Below are 16307 nucleotides of genomic sequence, written 5' to 3' on the forward strand. Positions count from 1 at the left end.
CCGGATCGGTGGCGAGCACGGACGTGAGAAAGTGACCGCAACCATAGATGGAGCCTGTCAGCACTAGCACCGCATGCCTACCCGGATGCATAAAGGCGAGGATGATTGCAGGCTTCATATATGCGGCTTCTTGAAATTGCCGTATTCAAGCCGTTGAGCAGCCCTGGAATCATACGAAATGTACCCTCCGCTCAAAAAGGTACCTATTCAAAAAGTGGCACATCCAGTAACATGGAACCTATATAGAAAACCGGATTGGCCAAAAATGATAGCGCTATCAAGAAAAAAGGGGGGAGTCCAGATTGTTGAAACGATCATTCGCGGCAACCGGTTTGAACAGATGACCATGAGCGCCATTCTGGTTGCAGGCGACGCCAATTCTTGGTATGAGTCGGGTGCCGTTCGAAATATGCTCATTGCAGACCACGTGTTTATTGGCTGCGGCGGTGCGGGGCATCCGGTCATTCGAATTGCGCCCGAGAACGAGGCGGGCTCCGGTGCTGATCCGGTGCATCGCAATATTCGCATCGAGGGGAATCGGTTCGAGGGTACAGCAGCACTTCTGCTGTCAGTGCATGGGACGGAAGGGCTGGTATTTCAGGGCAATGAGGTGGACGTGACGGGAAGCCGGACCGGGACGCTGGAGTCGCTTGGGCTGATCACGGTAGAAACATGCCGGAACGTTGACATTAGCGACAACGGGCTCTTTTACATGCAAGATCTGGACATGGTCCATCGACCAGATGGTTAATCATGGATCTGATATTTAGACATCGCAAGAGAAAACAAGGCAATTCAATTCCATCTACTGAAAGAGAAACGGAGGTAGTTAAGCATGCAAGAGAACAAAAAACTGATGTACGGCAAACCCGCCTCGGTATGGACCGAAGCGCTGCCGATCGGCAACGGCCGTCTGGGTGCGATGATCTACGGCGGCGTGGAGCGGGAGACGATTAGCTTGAACGAGGATACGCTATGGTCGGGATATCCGAGGGACTGGAACAATCCGGCTGCACGGGAGGTTCTCCCGGTTATTCGGCAGCTTACGCGGGAGGGGCGTTATGCCGAAGCGGACCAGCTGGGCCGGAAGATGCTGGGGCCCTACACGGAATCCTATATGCCGCTTGGCGATCTGCGTCTGAGCTTTGATCATGGCCCGATCTTCCATTCCTACCGGCGCACACTGGATCTTACGCGCGCTGTTCATCGGACCGAGTACAGTGTCGGTCAGGTTGCTTATGTTCGCGAGATGTTTGCATCATTCCCGGATCAGCTGATTGTGCTGAAGCTGCGTGCCAGTGTACCTGGAGCGCTGGATGTCCATGCGCGGCTGGAGAGCCAGCTCCGTCATGTTCTGCTGATGGAGGATCAGGCCTGCAAGATACGCGGACATGCGCCTGCACGTGTGGAACCAAGCTACGTGTCAGCCGACAAGCCGGTTCGGTATGCGGATTCCGGACCGGGCAAGGGAATGGCATTTGAAGGACAGCTGCATGTCGCAAGCACGGACGGTCAGGTCTATGCCGATGCCGGAGGCATCCATGTGTATGGAGCGACCGAAGCGGTTCTGGTTATCAGTGCGGCGACCAGCTTCAGCGGCTATGACAAGATGCCTGCCGGCCCGGACGTTGCAACAGCTGCTTGTGAGCGGCATCTGGCAGCGGCGCTGCAGCATGACTATTCACAGCTGCTTGAGCGGCATATGCAGGATTACCGCCGTCTGTTTGACCGTGTCGATCTGCGGCTCGGGGACAGCGTGGCCGGCAGCGCTGAAATGGACACGGAAGAGCGCATTGTGCAGTACGGGGCTTCGGATCCGGGGCTGGTGGAGCTGCTGTTCCACTATGGGCGATATCTTCTCATCTCCAGCTCGCGTCCCGGCACGCAGGCAGCGAATCTGCAGGGCATATGGAATGCGTCCATACGCCCGCCGTGGAGCAGCAACTGGACACTGAACATCAATGCAGAGATGAACTATTGGCCGGCCGAAGTCTGCAATCTGGCTGAATGTCATCGCCCGATGCTCGATATGATCGGCAATCTGGCCCAGAATGGTGCCGTAACCGCCGCGGTTCATTACGGAGCCAGAGGTTGGGTCGCTCATCATAACACCGATCTATGGGGGCAGACTGCGCCCGTGGGCAATTACGGGGACGGTGATCCCACCTGGGCATTGTGGCAGATGGGCGGCATCTGGCTGACCCAGCATCTGTGGGAGCACTATACGTTTGGCGGAGATCTGCAGTACTTGCGGGATGAAGCCTACCCTATTCTGAAAGAATCTTGTCTGTTCGCCCTGGACTGGCTCATTGAAGGGCCGGATGGCTATTTGACGACATCCCCGTCTACATCGCCGGAGCATAAATTCCGCACGGCTGACGGAACTTATGCGATCAGTGAAGGGGCAACAATGGATTTGAGTCTGATCTGGGAGCTGTTCACCAACACGATCGAGGCCAGCAACATCCTCGGCATGGATGATGATTTCCGACGAGAGCTGAGCAGCACCCGGGAACGACTGTTTCCGCCGCAGATCGGGCGTTACGGCCAGCTGCAGGAATGGGCAGCGGACTTTGAAGACGAGGATCCGTTTCACCGGCACACCTCCCATCTGGTGGGGGTATACCCGGGGCGGCAGCTGACCGCTGAAGAGACGCCTGAATGGTTCGAGGCAGCGAGGGTGACGCTGCAGCGGCGCGGGGATGAAAGCACCGGCTGGAGCCTCGGCTGGCGAGTTGCGCTCTGGAGCCGCTTTGGCGACGGGAATCGGGCTTATCAGCTGCTTAAGAACATGCTGCGACTGGTCAAAGACGGGGAGGGAGAGCGCTATAACTATGGGGGGGTCTATGCAAGCCTCCTGGGCGCGCATCCGCCGTTCCAGATTGACGGCAATTTTGCCGCCTCGGCCGGCATTGCCGAAATGCTGCTCCAATCGCATCGCCCTGCGATGAAGCTGCTGCCTGCGCTTCCGGACGGGTGGCGGGAAGGGGTGGTGCGCGGTCTTCGCGCCAGAGGCGGCTTTGAAGTGGATATTCGCTGGGCATCCGGCTCGTTGATCGAAGCTCGCATATACTCGAATCTCGGGAACCGATGCATCATCGACACGAGCGGCAGCGGGATAAGTTATGCCGTGTACTGCAAGGATGAAAGGTTCGAAATCACGCCGGATGAACAGGGGTACTGCGCTTTCTCAACAGCGCCGGGACTAACGTACAGATTGGAGCCGTTAAAGTAATCGGGGAAGGAGCAAGACGAATATGAATGCTGTGGCGCTACCTGATGATTGCCGAATTGTTCCTGGAGGAGACCTTCACATTCTCTCTTCATCCGAAGAATAGTCATTGTGAGAAAGCGAATAACCCGGAGGGTGGCTTGACCGCTCCTCCGGGTTATTAATGTTGAAGCCCTCTTACGAAGGGTTCCGAAAGGATTGCTGATGAAACGAAGTAATATCGTGAAACAGGGAACGCCCGTCGTCCGTGATGCGAAAATCAGGGGACAGCGGCAGTGCCAGCGCGCGATAGGGCTCCGGAACCCAGATGTACTGATGCACATAAGGGGTTTCGATGAAACCGCAATGATGCCAGAAAGCCAGGCGGTTCCGATTTGTTTCCGTATCCATTGCTTCCGCTTCGATGATCATGGCTTTAACTTGATGCTCGCGTACAGCCCAGTCGCGAATGTGCATGAAAAAGCGTGTGCCGAAACCTTTTCCCCGCCATGTGTCACGGACAGCCATATAGTCGAGGATGAGCCGCCTGTTGCCCAACTTGCCGCGAAATCCGCTCACGGCCATGGCAATGGCCTCGTCCCCGACCATTCCGGCATGCAAGCAGGCAATCCCGCGCTCCAGCATGCTCCGCAGCACGCGTTCCGGCTTGGCTCCGTGTGTAAAGGCCTCCTGGTAGATGGGGCCAAGCTTATCCCACCACGCCTCGCTCCATTCCGTTAATGTCTTCATGTCCAGCCGCATGGCGCGCCTCCTGTTCAGATGTCTTGAATCTGCTATTATTTTATACGGGACAAGGAGTTGCGACAACCTGACTATAACGCAGTCCATAAGGCTGTTTATCATCAGAGGTGCGTCATTCAGGACATATGTCCTTTCCAAACGGATGAAGTTCATCTTTAATTAGAAATTGACATGAAACAGGAAGCAAGTCGGAAGGAACAAGGAGAGAGATTATGAAAGGGTTGCTGTTTGCTTTTTTGGCAGGGGCTTTTATAACGGTTCAGGGCGTCGCCAATACACGGATCAGTGCAGATATCGGCACATGGCCGGCTGCGGCGCTAACCCAGTTTGTCGTTTTTGTAGCTGCGTTCGTGATCTGGATCATGATCCGTGACGGAAACAGAAGTCAGCTTGCGCAGGTCTCCCCGCTTTATTTAAGCGGCGGTGCGCTGGCCGCGATCATTATTTTTGCGAATGTGACGGCAATACAGAAGGTCGGTGTTACGCTATCGATGGCGGTGGTATTGATTGCGCAGCTGCTGATGACGTTTCTGATTGACAGCTTTGGCTGGTTCGGTGTGAAGCAGAAGCGAATGCGGCTGCCGCAATTTATCGGTATCGGATTGATGATCGCGGGTGTCGTCATATTGAAACTTTAAGTGCAGTGGAATAATGGTTCTTGGGAGCAGCTGATGGATAGGAGAAGGGGGCAGCCATGAAAGAAATCGCGGATCGCAAGCAGTTCCAGCACTATATGGACAAGTACGGATTGGGTGAGGTGTTTACCGAGGCGCTGACCCCTTATTTAAAGCTGTACAGTTGTGACCAGGGAGAGCTGATATGCACGCAAGGCGAACCGGCCACTGCATTGTATGTGCTCGTTAAAGGGAAACTGAAAATCTACAACACCTCCCCGGAGGGACGGACGCTGATCGTCACCTTCCAGAATCCGCTGGAGGTCGTTGGCGACGTTGAATATATCCGGGCTGGTGAGATCATCAACACGGTGGAGGCGGTATCGCCGGTTCATATGATTGGCGTCGAATATCGCTGGCTGCGAAAATATGGAGGCGATCATTCTCCACTGCTGCATTTTCTGCTGGACATCATTACGAATAAGTTCTACACGAAATCAACCTCGATGAGCTTCAATCTGCTATATCCGGTTGAGATCAGACTGGCGAGCTATCTGTTGTCCGTTTCATTTGACGAGGGCGATAGCCAGTTCCGGGGCAGTCTTAGCACGGCCGATCTTGCCGACGCCGCGAATCTGATCGGCACCAGCTACAGGCATCTGAACCGGGTGCTGCGCAAATTCACCGCGCATGGCTGGGTCGAGCGAAGCCGCAGCGGCATCGTGGTGACCGATCGGGACGGCCTTCGCAGGCTGGTCAGCCGGAATATTTATGAATAGAAAAGAGGGACCTTAGATGGTGTTGGGATTGTTCTTGGCGCTGATCGCCGGCTCACTGGTCGGCCTGCAAAATGTGTTCAATACGAAAGTGAACAGGCATACGGGGACGTGGACAACGACGACGCTGGTGCTTGGATTGGGCTTTGCTGCTTCATTCATGATCGGAATGTTTGCGGATCGAGAGGGCATGACCGGATTTCTGCCTCATATGCAGACCTGGTTCTGGTTCAGCGGTCTGATCGGTGTCGGGGTCGTTACCTGTATGGTGCAGGGAATGAGGCTGCTCGGACCGACGTTTGCTGTAGCGATCACAATGACCTCACAGCTCGGGCTTGCGCTGCTGTTTGATACGAGGGGATGGCTGGGGCTTCAACAGGTGCCATTCACGCTTCATCAGCTAATCGGCGTTCTGGTGTTTGTGGCCGGCATCTTTGTGTTTAAACTTGGGGGAGCGCGGGAGCGTCTTAAGGAAACGGTCCGCCGTCCTGGAATGGAGTAATCCCCCAGGCCTTGAATGGCCTGGGGGCTTGGTCTTTATTGAATCTGCTCCAGCAGTCCAATCACTTCTTGCTTGGTTTCTGCATGGAGCAACTGGTCGCGGAAGCTGTCATCCATCAGCTTGCGCGAGAGCATCTGCAAAATCTTCAAATGCTCGTTGCCCTTGTTCTCTGCGGGAACGGCAATCATAAAGATCAGCTTGGCTGGCGTGCCATCAGCACTGTTCCAGTCGACCCCTTCACGACTTATGCCGAAGGCGACGCGAGGACTGAGCACGGCATCTGATTTTCCATGCGGAACGGCGACATTCATCCCGATGCCCGTCGAGCTTTCCTGCTCGCGACGCATAATCGCCTCTCGGAACGCTGCGCCGGAGGTCAGCACTTCTTGGGCTTCCAGCTTGCTGATCATTTCATCAATGACTCCATCGCGCGTGGAGGCGGACAAGGAAGTATCAATCAAATCCAGACTGATGATATCGGTCAGCTTGCGAATGGGCCGCTGCTTCTGCTCCGATATCCCGTTGGCCCGAGGGAGTTCCGAGGCTTCGGCTGCTTCTGTGGGGTTGTTGAAATCGTTCGTCTGCACAGGCGTCCCCGAGGCAGGGGAGACCGTGCCTATACTTTCTCCGGCTACGGCCAGCTGCTGCTCAATCTGGTCCTTCTTCAACAGCTTGATCATCAAGGCGGTGACAATCGCACCGACGATGACAGCGACGAAGAACATGAAGACGTTGTCGATGGCGCCAAGAACGGCTACAATCGGGCCGCCGTGAGCCACCCGGTCGCCAACGCCGCCGAGCATCGCGATGACGGATCCGGCCATCGAGCCGACCATAATGCTCGGGATGACACGCAGCGGGTCCTGTGAAGCAAACGGAATCGCGCCTTCGGTAATGCCGAACAGGCCCATCGTGAAGGCAGCCTTGCCGGATTCACGCTCTGTCTCATGGAACTTGCGTTTGAACAGAAAGGTGGCCAGTCCCAGACCAATCGGCGGAACACAGATCGCAACCGCAATCGGCCCCATAATGCCATAATTGCCCTCTGCGATCATGGCGGAACCAAACATGAACGCCACTTTGTTGACAGGACCGCCCATATCGAAGGAGATCATGGCGCCGAGGATGAGGGCCAGCAGAATCGAGCTGGTGCCTTGCATGCCGGACAGCCAATTGGTCAGTGATACGAACACCTGAGCGACCGGTCCGCCCAGCAAATATATGAACGCCAGGCCGACGATCAAGGAAGCCAATACCGGTATAATAATGATAGGCATGATCGGGTGGATAACTTTCGGCACCTTCCAGTTCTTGATCCACAGCGCTACATATCCCGCCAGGAAACCGGCGATAATTCCGCCGATGAAGCCGGCACCAGCCTCACTGCCGTAGAAACTGCCATTGGCCGCGATGTAACCGCCGATGATGCCCGGAGCCAGACCCGGACGGTCGGCGATGCTGAAGGCGATGAAGCCGGCCAGAACAGGCACCATGAACGTAAAGGCTGCAGCGCCCAGCTGTTCGATGGTTTTCCAGAACGAGTCTTCTGGAATTTGCAGCCCGCCGGGTGTCGGCTCGCCGCCAATCGATAATGCGATGGCAATCAACAGTCCGCCGACAACGATAAACGGGATCATGTAGGATACGCCGCTCATCAGGTGGCGATAGAACGAATTTTGCGGTTTTCCGGAAGCGGCAGCCTTCTCGGCTGGCACATCTTCTTCGCTGTGCCCCTGATACACAGGTGCTTCGCCGCGGATCATGGTGTTGATCAGCGCTTCGGGCTGGCGAATTCCTTCCTGCACCCCGGTGACGAGCAGCCTTTTGCCGATGAAGCGGCTCTTATCCACCGTCTTGTCTGCTGCGATGATAATGCCGTCAGCCTCGCGGATATCCTCTTCGGTAAACTGGTTTTCCACACCGATGGAGCCTTGTGTCTCCACCTTTATCGTAATGCCGAGCTTGTCAGCGGCTTTCTGCAGGTTTTCCGCCGCCATATACGTATGTGCAATCCCGTTGGGACTTGAGGTAATAGCCAACAGTTTCATTGTTCCATCCTCCTCTTTTTATTGCACTTGTAATCCCTTACCCTCATTATCTTATCGCAAATAATCGAAGAAAATATCTTAATTATTAACCGAAGGCTCTGGAATATACGGATGATTTCCGTGATCAATCTGCTCGTCTAGGCGAAGCACCTGATATCAGGGATTGCTGGATGACAATGTGATGGAACGGTTTAGAGAAATAGGCGAAAAGTAAAAGTATGAGATATCCGCCGATGTGACTGAAACTCCTGAAGGCTGGCTGTATCGGAGTTCGTAACAGGATCAAGAGAAGCCCCCGGCTCCCCGGGGGCTTCTTCTTGTATAAAGGTCACTTTCCGTCGTGTTCGAAACGCTTCAATACAATGGCCGAATTATGTCCGCCAAATCCGAACGAATTGGAAATTCCGATTCGCAAATCCGAATAACGGGCCGTATTCGGGACATAATCGAGGTCGCATTCCGGGTCAGGATGATTCAGATTGATCGTTGGCGGAATAAGTCCTTGCTCCAGCATTTTAACAAGAGCAATCGCCTCGGCTCCGCCGGATGCGCCGAGCATATGCCCGGTCATCGACTTGTTGGCCGTCACCGGGACACGGTAGGCATGATCGCCGAATACCTGCTTGATCGCAGCTGTCTCTGACCGGTCGCCAACGATGGTGCTTGTCGCATGAGCGCTAATGACATCAATATCGGCCGGAGCGAGCCCGGCTTCTGCCAGCGCGGCCTGCATGGCCAGCGCGGCCCCTTGACCGTCTGCCGGGGTAGCCACCATATGGTAGGCATCCGAGCTTGCTCCATAGCCGATGACCTCAGCCAGGATAGGAGCACCGCGCTTCAGCGCATGGGAGAGCGATTCAAGGACCAGGATGCCCGCTCCTTCGGCCATGACGAAGCCGTCCCGATCCCGATCGAATGGACGGCTCGCCTCCGAAGGCGCACAAGCGCGAGTGGAGAGGGCTGTTGCATTCGCGAAGCTGGCGAGCGAAATGTCGGTAAGCGCAGCCTCGGTTCCGCCCGCAATAATCACGTCGGATCGCCCGGCCTGAATGTGAAAAAAAGCTTCGCCGATGGCGGTATTGCCGATGGAGCAGGCGGTTACCGGAGCCAGCGTAGGCCCGCGCGTACCGTAGGTGATGCTGATCAGGGCAGCGGCCATGTTCGGGATCATCATCGGGACGAGTGTAGGGCTGATCCGTTCCGGCCCCCGTGCGGACAAGGTCTCCGTCTGGGAGATGAGCGTCTGTATGCCGCCGATGCCGGACCCAACATATACGCCCATCCGCTCCTTGTTCACCTGGTTCAGGTCCAGTCCGGAACGGGTGACCGCCTCATCGGCTGCAGCCAGCGCAAACTGACAGAAACGGTCCATGCGCCGGGCTTCCTTCGCGCCGAAGCGTTCGTTCGCATCAAATGCGGAGACGGAGCCCGCGATTTTAACTTTATGCCTGGTCGTGTCCAAAGTATCTATAAGTGAAATGCCCGACTCGCCTCTGGACAGTCGGGTCCAGAATGTTTCTACATCGTTGCCGAGCGGTGAAATGATGCCCATGCCGGTAATGACAACTCTTTCCATGAGAACGTCAGCCTCCTTGTTTATCTTCTATATTGGAGAATATAAGGCTATAATGTCACTAGATCTATCCTATTACAAGATACCGTTTATCCTAGTATAAATTATGATAGTTTAGGCTTGGTACTAAATCCAGGTACTAAAGGGAGGTGCGCGCATGGAGTCCCCTACGCGTCGTCATATGTTAATTCGAAGACAGGCATTGTCAGACTTTCTTAAAGGGCAGCGGGCGAAAATCTCGCCAGAAGCAGCCGGGCTCCCTCCCGGTGCGCGGCGGCGAACGCCGGGACTGCGCCGGGAGGAGGTTGCTCAGCTGGCTGGAGTGAGCACCACCTGGTACACCTGGCTGGAGCAAGGCCGTGATATCCAGGTATCGTCATCGGTGCTGGACAATGTAGCCAAGGCGCTGCAGCTCAATGCCGATGAGCGGCGTTATCTGTATTCGCTGGCCATGGACAGCGGGGACAGCGGCGCTGCTTACCCCGTTCGTCAGGGCGAGGTCCAGCTCAGTCCGTCCCTGCAAAAAATTATGAGCGAGCTGAGGCTCTGTCCGGTCATGATTTCGGACCGAATGTGCAATATTGTAGGCTGGAACCGCGCGGCCTCGATAGTGTTCCTCGATTTTGACCAGATCCCGCCGGAAGAGCGGAACATCATTCGGTTGCTGTTCACACGCCGGGAGTTTCGGCGGCTGGCTGTGAACTGGGAGCAGTTTGCCAGCGGTTTTCTGGCAATGTTTCGCACGTATTACGGTCAATATGTGGATGATGAGTGGTATGATCATTTTTTGGAGGAAATGAAGCGGCAGCACCCGGATTTCAAGCAGATGTGGGAACAAAGCCAGGTCAGCTATGCGCCGGAAGTGCATCTGGAATTTCGGCATGCGAAGGCCGGGAAGATGGTGTATGAGCTGACCTCACTGAAAGTATATGGCGATGCTGACCTGCGCTGCAGCATTTACACCCCTGCGCCGGATACGAATACAGAGGCGAAGTTGCGGCAATTGATGGAGGAAGAATAGCATCAGAGCGGAGAATAGGATTGCGGCTCATTGCGAGAACTTGTGCAAATCAACGTTCGTGCACAGTGGCATTCGAATCAGCTACCATATCGGTGGAAGCCATGAACCTGCCTTGATATTGCTGCCTGGCGCGATCGGCAACGGAGAAGCTTTTTTCCTGCATATGCTTGAGCTTGCACAGCGGTATACGGTCATATCATTTTACTATGGGGAAGCCGCCTCGATGGATCAGATTGCAGCCGGAGTATTGGCGGTAGTATTGCGGTATCATGGAGCCGCTCATCTGGAAATCAGGCAAGGCGGTCATCTTAGCCTGATCACCGACATGGATTTATATGTGGAGAGGATCATTCGCTTTATGGACGGTGAAGGAACTGTAACCGATGCATAACTCCAGCTTCACCGCTGCAGGCGGTGCGCAGATTCATGTCAGCCGCGAGGAATCGCGGCTTTTTCGCATGCAGTGAAGATGCAGAAGGGATCTTGATCCGCGGAGCAGGGTGCTGTTGCCGATGAGCTAAGGGATCAAATCGCCGTTTTGGCAAAAAACGCCGGAGGAAGTAGAATGAAGCTAATGAATGAACCGATATACGGGTCATCAGGAGGTGCAGGATGAGGTGATCGCACTGCAGCGGTGTGTGGAAATGCTCATAATCATCGTAGAAATGCACATACAGGGCTTATTTAGGAACTGATATATTGAGAATAAGCCGGAGGTGGCGAATGAAGTTTCGAAACCCGTTAACCCAAATGAATGTCAAGCAGCAGCTCGTCCTGCTGTTTCTTGTGCTTGTCATTCCGCTGTTCATTCTAAACAGCTATGGCAACAGTACGGCCGGGCAAATATTGAAGCGTCATGTGACCAATGCCTACATCGAGCTGAACCAGCAGAACTTCAAGCTGATCAGCAGGGACATTGAGACGATTAACAAAGTAACTTCCACCGTGGTGCAGAACGAGTTCATACAACAGCTCAGCACGATCGGGGAGGAAGATGTTCTGACCCGGGTCAAACATTATGAGAAAATCGAAGTGATGCTGAATACATACTCCCAGGAATCGGATGAAAGGGAACCGCTGTACTACTCGCTTTACGTGTATGACCCGGATAATGCGTATTTTTTTGCCCCGTATTATCCCGATCCGTTGAAATCGGGTGTATATTTCTTTTCCGATGAGTTGCAAAAGCCGGAATGGTTCGATGAGGCAGTGGCCCGCAAGGGAAAAGGGTACTTGAGGCTCACTGATTATTACTCCCCGTCGGTCCAGGCACCGGAGGAAACGAATACGCTGCTGTATCTTCGGGCAGTCAACAATATTTATAAAGACGGCACGATCGGCGTACTGGCCGTCTCAAATGTCGAGGCGAAAATCGAGGAATCTTTGAAAACGGTATCATTGCCGGAAGGAGAGCTATATTTTACCGATTGGAACAATTTGATCCTCACATCGACCGTGCCCGGGGAGGAAGGTTATCTTGCGCTGCCGCCGGAGCTGGATCCGGGCAGCTCTGCGATCGGCGTGAAGGATGCGATCACGAAGGATTTCATCTATGTTGCCGATTACAACTACGTGCTTCAGCAGAAGCTCGTGTACAAGGTGCCGGTCAAGGCGCTGCTGCAGCAGCAGGATGAGATGAAGCAGGTCATTCTTCTGATCTCGGTCGCTTATTTTGTGGTTGGCCTGATCATCATTCTGTATTTCTGGCGCTCCCTGATGGCCCCGCTGCAGAAGCTGGTCCATTTCGTGCGCCGCTACGAGCCGGGAAGCATCGTGCCTGAACCCCCAAGCCGAAAGCGCAGCGACGAGGTGAGTGTGCTCATCTCCACCACCTATGATATGGCGCGAAGGCTGAATGATCTGATTCGTGATCAATATTTGATGGAGCTTAAACAGAAGGAGACCCAGCTCGCGCTATTATACCAGCAGATCAACCCGCATTTGCTGTACAACACACTGGAGAGCATTTACTGGAAAAGCGTAATGGAAGGAAACACCGCCTCGGCGGAAATGATCAAGGATCTGTCGAAACTGATGAAAATCAGTCTGAGCCGCGGCCGCGAGCTGATTACGCTGGAGGAGGAGCTTCAGCATGCGACAGCCTATATCAAGCTGCAGCAGAACCGGCATGATTACGCCTTCCGCGTGGAGTCGGACATTCCCGCTGCGCTGCTCGATGTGATGATTCCGAAAATTACGCTTCAGCCATTAATAGAGAACGCCATTATCCATGGCATTAAAAATATGGGCGAGGACGGGGAAATCCGGATCAGCGCCGAGGAGAAACAAGGAGCGCTGTATGTTCGCATATCCGACAACGGATTTAAAACGGTGGATTACGAGGCGATTGCCAAGGTGCTGAACGATGAATCGCCGAATCCGTCATCGGGTTATGGCATTCGCAATATTCATCAGCGGCTGCAGCTTCATTATGGCCCGGAATACGGGCTCACGTATGCCAAGCGGCCTGGAGGAGGCACGATGGTGACGGTGAGGCTGCGGGTGATTCGCCAGAGCGATTAAAGGAGGAGACGATAGCGATGTACAACATTTTAGTCGTGGATGATGAGCCGCTCATATGCAGAGGGCTGGCCGGGCTGCTGCGAGCATCCGGACTTGGCATCGGTCAGATTATGACGGCTGCCAGCGGAGAAGAGGCGCTGGATTATATTCGTATGGAAGATGTCGATCTGCTGATTACCGACATCCAGATGGGCGAGCTATCCGGGATTGAACTGATGCATCAGGCGAAAATGGCAAAGCCTTGGGTGCAGGCGATCATTATCTCCGCCCATGAGACGTTTCAGTATGCCCAGATGGCGATCCGGCTCGGCGCCAAAGACTATCTGATCAAGCCGCTGAACAGCGAGCAGTTTCTTGACTCGGTCCGGAGTGTGCTGCTGAAGATGGATAAGCCGTTGCCTCGAACGGAAGAGGTGCTGTCCGCCGGGCATGAGGACTTTCGGATGGAGGAGCCTGGGCCAGCACACAGCGAGCCGCTCAACCAATTGCTGGAGGCGCCTGTGGATCGATTGGAGGAGCCTCACCCGAAGACCGCGTATTATGAACATCTGGGCTTGAAAGGCCCGTATTTCTCGGTGATCAAAATCCGCCTAGCTTTAAGCGAAGCGGAGGATGCACGCTATTCGGAGCAGGATGCCCGGCTGCTGCAATATGCGGCCTTGAACATCGTCAAGGAGCTGCTGGATCAGCAATGGCATGCCGATGTCTTCTACGGCCGGAACCGGAACATCCATGTGATCGTCCAGTGGAGCGATGAGGAATACGCCGAGCTGCAGGCCGGGCGGATTCATCAGCTGGAGATGATCGGCAGAAGCATGCATCACCATATCGTCAAGTATTTAAAGATACCATGCACGGTCGGCATCAGCCAAATCTTGAAGGGGCTCTCGTTCCTGAACGTATTGAGCCGGCAAGCGGATAAAGCGATGCTGTGGAGCCGGGAGCACAAGGATTACCATGTATTCTATTACGGCGATTTCAGCTGGCATAACTACGAGCGCGACCCGGATGCCGATGAGCTCTCTACCCAGAGCAACCAGATCGTGGAGCAGGTCAAACGCTACATCGATGAGCATTACCATCAAAAGGGGCTTACCATACATGAAGTGGCCAAGCGAAATCATGTCAGCCCGAATTATTTAAGCTATCTGTTCAAGAAAATAACCGGCTCCAACCTGTGGGAATACGTGGTGAAGCTGCGCATGGAAGAGAGCCGGTCGCTGCTCCTTCACACCGATCTGCGCCGGTATGAGATTGCCGAGCGGGTCGGATATGAATCGCCGGAGCATTTCAGCAAAATCTTCAAAAAATATTACGGGGTCAGCCCAAGCGACTTGAAAAAATAAGGGGAGTAAGATCAACCATCATTCTCATAGAACTAGACATGTTCCGCCCCTTCTCTCTTCTCTACAATGATGTTGATTGCATACCAACATGAAATGAGGGAGAACAATGGGGGAGCCAGAAACGGCGCTGCAGCCCGTCTTGCAGAAGCGGTCCGGCAAGCCGAGAGGCCGATTCAGAAAACATCTGTGGGGATATTTGTTTCTGTTGCCGGCGGTCATCATTTTTATTCTGTTTCTATGGGTGCCGATCGCCAAAGGGGCGCTGTACAGCTTCTACAGCATCGACTTTGTGAACGGCAATACGTTTGTGGGTGTCGATAACTATGCGCGCGTATTTCAGGACCCGGACGTGTGGACGGCGGTCAAGAACACGCTTTATTACATGCTGCTCACGGTGATCATCGGCTTCTGGGTGCCGATCGTGGCTTCGATCGCCATCTCCGAGCTGCGCTATTTCCAGGGCTTTGCGCGCATCGCCGCCTATTTGCCTTTCGTTGTGCCGGGCGTCGTGCTGTACGGCATGTGGAGATGGATGTATGATCCGGTCGGTCCGATCAACGGGCTATTGATCACATTTGGCGCGGATCCGGTGTCCTTTATATCCGACAGCCGATGGTCGATGATTGCGATTGTGTTCATGGAGACGTGGCAGCAGTTCGGCTCAGCGATGCTGATCTATCTCGCCGGCGTCTTGAGCATACCGAAGGATTGGTATGAGGCCGCGGAGATTGATGGTGCAGGGGTGTGGAACCGGATCCGGTATATCACGCTTCCTTCGATGCGAACGCTGATTGCATTGATGTTCATTCTCCAGGTCATCAGCACTTCACAGGCCTACCAGTCCCAGCTGGCCTTGCTGGATGGCGGACCGAACAATGCCACGCTGACGTATGCGCTGCTGATTGTGAAATACGCCTTCACACGTCTGGATTACGGAACAGCGACTGCCATGGGCATGCTCATGTTTGCCGTATTAAGCCTGGTCGGGATCATCCAGTACAAGCTGAACAAGGGGGATGATGGAGCTTGAGCAAACTTTATGAACGGGGCATTCTCTCGGATGCGGATCTGCAGAAACCGTGGAACAAGGTTGTCTACGGCTTCATGGTGCTGTGTATTGTTGTCATGATTGTGACGATGCTGTATCCGATCCTGATGACCGCATTTAACGGACTGAAGACGAATCAGGAGGTCAACACCTTTCCGCCGCGGTTTTTGCCGCAGACGTGGAATTGGAGCAACTTCAAGGAAGGCTGGGCCTACATTCAGCTGCCGATGTTTCTGAAAAACACGCTGTATGTATTTGTCGGAAATCTGGTGATGACCATATTTGTGCTCGGGCTTGCGTCTTTCAGCATCTCGCGCCTGAAAGTGCCATTTCACCGCGGGATTTATTTCTTCATTCTGATGACTTTGTTTATCCCGGCTTCCAGCTATATGATTCCGAATTTTGTTAATTTGAAGGATTTGGGGCTGCTGAATACGTTCTGGGCATTCTGGCTGCCAGCGGGGGCGAATGCCTACTTCTTTTTGCTGATGAAAAATTTCTTCGACGGGATTCACCCGGAAATCTTCGAGGCGGCGCGGATCGACGGAGCCTCGGAGATGAACAGCTACATCCGGATCGCCGTACCGCTGTCCATTCCGATCTTCGCTACGCTGGCGATCTTTATATTCTCAAATGCCTGGAATGACTGGTTCTGGCCGTCGCTCGTGCTGCACAGTGAATCGAAATACACGCTCGCCACCGCGATCTATAAATATGTGATCAATGCCCGCAGCATGGACAACAACATCAAGTTCACGATTCTGTTCATGGTGATGGTGCCGCCGATCCTCGTCTTTCTCGTGTTTCAGCGCTTCATTATGCGCAGTGTCAGCCTGGCAGCGGTAAAAGGATAGGTCGAGGTGATCAGGGCAAGGGCGCGCTG

15 protein-coding genes are annotated in these 16307 nt (G+C 54.2%); 12 read left to right on the forward strand and 3 right to left on the reverse strand.

The genetic code is table 11. The features are described 5' to 3' along the window. Window positions 1-265: 265 nt before the first annotated feature. The 3 genes from MKX64_RS21780 to MKX64_RS21790 all read left to right on the forward strand — a co-directional run bounded on the left by MKX64_RS21780 (window position 266) and on the right by MKX64_RS21790 (window position 3396). The gene (locus MKX64_RS21780) at window positions 266-751 is read left to right on the forward strand and encodes a hypothetical protein (RefSeq protein WP_095265199.1); all 486 of its coding nucleotides are present in this window, start codon (window positions 266-268) and stop codon (window positions 749-751) included. Window positions 752-835: 84 nt separating this feature from the next. After that, window positions 836-3235, forward strand: coding sequence for a glycoside hydrolase family 95 protein (locus MKX64_RS21785; RefSeq protein WP_095265198.1), 2400 nt, complete (start codon window positions 836-838; stop codon window positions 3233-3235). 26 nt (window positions 3236-3261) lie between these two features. Then, window positions 3262-3396 (forward strand): hypothetical protein, encoded by a 135-nt coding sequence (locus tag MKX64_RS21790; protein WP_255222930.1) that lies wholly within the window; start codon window positions 3262-3264, stop codon window positions 3394-3396. A 13-nt stretch (window positions 3397-3409) separates the two neighbouring features. Here the strand turns inward: MKX64_RS21790 and MKX64_RS21795 are convergent, their stop codons facing one another. Next, window positions 3410-3973: a GNAT family N-acetyltransferase gene (locus MKX64_RS21795; RefSeq protein WP_095265197.1), complete on the reverse strand. Its 564-nt coding sequence runs from the start codon at window positions 3971-3973 to the stop codon at window positions 3410-3412. A 212-nt stretch (window positions 3974-4185) separates the two neighbouring features. On the opposite strand from MKX64_RS21795, the gene MKX64_RS21800 reads away from it, so the two are divergent. Genes MKX64_RS21800 through MKX64_RS21810 form a run of 3 tightly spaced genes read left to right on the forward strand, consistent with a single transcriptional unit; the run spans window position 4186 to window position 5865 of the window. After that, the gene (locus MKX64_RS21800) at window positions 4186-4611 is read left to right on the forward strand and encodes a DMT family transporter (protein ID WP_341037390.1); all 426 of its coding nucleotides are present in this window, start codon (window positions 4186-4188) and stop codon (window positions 4609-4611) included. A 56-nt stretch (window positions 4612-4667) separates the two neighbouring features. Next, window positions 4668-5366: a Crp/Fnr family transcriptional regulator gene (locus tag MKX64_RS21805; protein WP_095265195.1), complete on the forward strand. Its 699-nt coding sequence runs from the start codon at window positions 4668-4670 to the stop codon at window positions 5364-5366. 16 nt (window positions 5367-5382) lie between these two features. After that, window positions 5383-5865: a DMT family transporter gene (locus tag MKX64_RS21810; RefSeq protein WP_095265194.1), complete on the forward strand. Its 483-nt coding sequence runs from the start codon at window positions 5383-5385 to the stop codon at window positions 5863-5865. A gap of 35 nt (window positions 5866-5900) precedes the next feature. Here the strand turns inward: MKX64_RS21810 and MKX64_RS21815 are convergent, their stop codons facing one another. Further along, window positions 5901-7913 (reverse strand): PTS fructose transporter subunit IIABC, encoded by a 2013-nt coding sequence (locus MKX64_RS21815; RefSeq protein ID WP_341037391.1) that lies wholly within the window; start codon window positions 7911-7913, stop codon window positions 5901-5903. A gap of 328 nt (window positions 7914-8241) precedes the next feature. Then, window positions 8242-9489, reverse strand: coding sequence for a beta-ketoacyl-ACP synthase II (fabF, locus tag MKX64_RS21820; protein WP_095265192.1), 1248 nt, complete (start codon window positions 9487-9489; stop codon window positions 8242-8244). Between the two features lie 154 nt (window positions 9490-9643). Between fabF and MKX64_RS21825 the strand changes: the two genes are divergently transcribed. The 6 genes from MKX64_RS21825 (at window position 9644) to MKX64_RS21850 (ending at window position 16278) form a co-directional block, all read left to right on the forward strand. Next, entirely contained in the window at window positions 9644-10507 is an 864-nt protein-coding gene (locus tag MKX64_RS21825; RefSeq protein ID WP_176475420.1) for a helix-turn-helix transcriptional regulator, read from the forward strand. Between the two features lie 40 nt (window positions 10508-10547). Continuing rightward, the gene (locus MKX64_RS21830) at window positions 10548-10898 is read left to right on the forward strand and encodes an alpha/beta fold hydrolase (protein WP_095265191.1); all 351 of its coding nucleotides are present in this window, start codon (window positions 10548-10550) and stop codon (window positions 10896-10898) included. 332 nt (window positions 10899-11230) lie between these two features. Continuing rightward, entirely contained in the window at window positions 11231-13030 is a 1800-nt protein-coding gene (locus MKX64_RS21835; protein WP_341037394.1) for a cache domain-containing sensor histidine kinase, read from the forward strand. Window positions 13031-13047: 17 nt separating this feature from the next. Then, window positions 13048-14376 carry a response regulator transcription factor gene (locus MKX64_RS21840; RefSeq protein ID WP_155618191.1) on the forward strand — a complete coding sequence of 443 codons (1329 nt, stop codon included), beginning with the start codon at window positions 13048-13050 and terminating at the stop codon, window positions 14374-14376. A 106-nt stretch (window positions 14377-14482) separates the two neighbouring features. Continuing rightward, entirely contained in the window at window positions 14483-15406 is a 924-nt protein-coding gene (locus MKX64_RS21845) for a carbohydrate ABC transporter permease (RefSeq protein ID WP_095265189.1), read from the forward strand. Next, the gene (locus MKX64_RS21850; protein WP_230875714.1) at window positions 15403-16278 is read left to right on the forward strand and encodes a carbohydrate ABC transporter permease; all 876 of its coding nucleotides are present in this window, start codon (window positions 15403-15405) and stop codon (window positions 16276-16278) included. The genes MKX64_RS21845 and MKX64_RS21850 overlap by 4 nt, the downstream gene beginning before the upstream one ends. Window positions 16279-16307: the final 29 nt, after the last annotated feature.

Source organism: Paenibacillus sp. FSL M8-0334 (assembly GCF_038000405.1).
GTDB classification, from domain to species: domain Bacteria; phylum Bacillota; class Bacilli; order Paenibacillales; family Paenibacillaceae; genus Paenibacillus_AQ; species Paenibacillus_AQ campinasensis.

Coding starts and splice junctions, on each gene's coding strand:
- MKX64_RS21840 (WP_155618191.1), top strand. CDS start 13,048: ATGTACAACATTTTAGTCGTGGATGATGAGCCGCTCATATGCAGAGGG.
- MKX64_RS21805 (WP_095265195.1), top strand. CDS start 4,668: ATGAAAGAAATCGCGGATCGCAAGCAGTTCCAGCACTATATGGACAAG.
- MKX64_RS21780 (WP_095265199.1), top strand. CDS start 266: ATGATAGCGCTATCAAGAAAAAAGGGGGGAGTCCAGATTGTTGAAACG.
- fabF (WP_095265192.1), bottom strand. CDS start 9,489: ATGGAAAGAGTTGTCATTACCGGCATGGGCATCATTTCACCGCTCGGC.
- MKX64_RS21845 (WP_095265189.1), top strand. CDS start 14,483: ATGGGGGAGCCAGAAACGGCGCTGCAGCCCGTCTTGCAGAAGCGGTCC.
- MKX64_RS21800 (WP_341037390.1), top strand. CDS start 4,186: ATGAAAGGGTTGCTGTTTGCTTTTTTGGCAGGGGCTTTTATAACGGTT.
- MKX64_RS21810 (WP_095265194.1), top strand. CDS start 5,383: ATGGTGTTGGGATTGTTCTTGGCGCTGATCGCCGGCTCACTGGTCGGC.
- MKX64_RS21835 (WP_341037394.1), top strand. CDS start 11,231: ATGAAGTTTCGAAACCCGTTAACCCAAATGAATGTCAAGCAGCAGCTC.
- MKX64_RS21785 (WP_095265198.1), top strand. CDS start 836: ATGCAAGAGAACAAAAAACTGATGTACGGCAAACCCGCCTCGGTATGG.
- MKX64_RS21795 (WP_095265197.1), bottom strand. CDS start 3,973: ATGCGGCTGGACATGAAGACATTAACGGAATGGAGCGAGGCGTGGTGG.
- MKX64_RS21790 (WP_255222930.1), top strand. CDS start 3,262: ATGCTGTGGCGCTACCTGATGATTGCCGAATTGTTCCTGGAGGAGACC.
- MKX64_RS21815 (WP_341037391.1), bottom strand. CDS start 7,913: ATGAAACTGTTGGCTATTACCTCAAGTCCCAACGGGATTGCACATACG.
- MKX64_RS21825 (WP_176475420.1), top strand. CDS start 9,644: ATGGAGTCCCCTACGCGTCGTCATATGTTAATTCGAAGACAGGCATTG.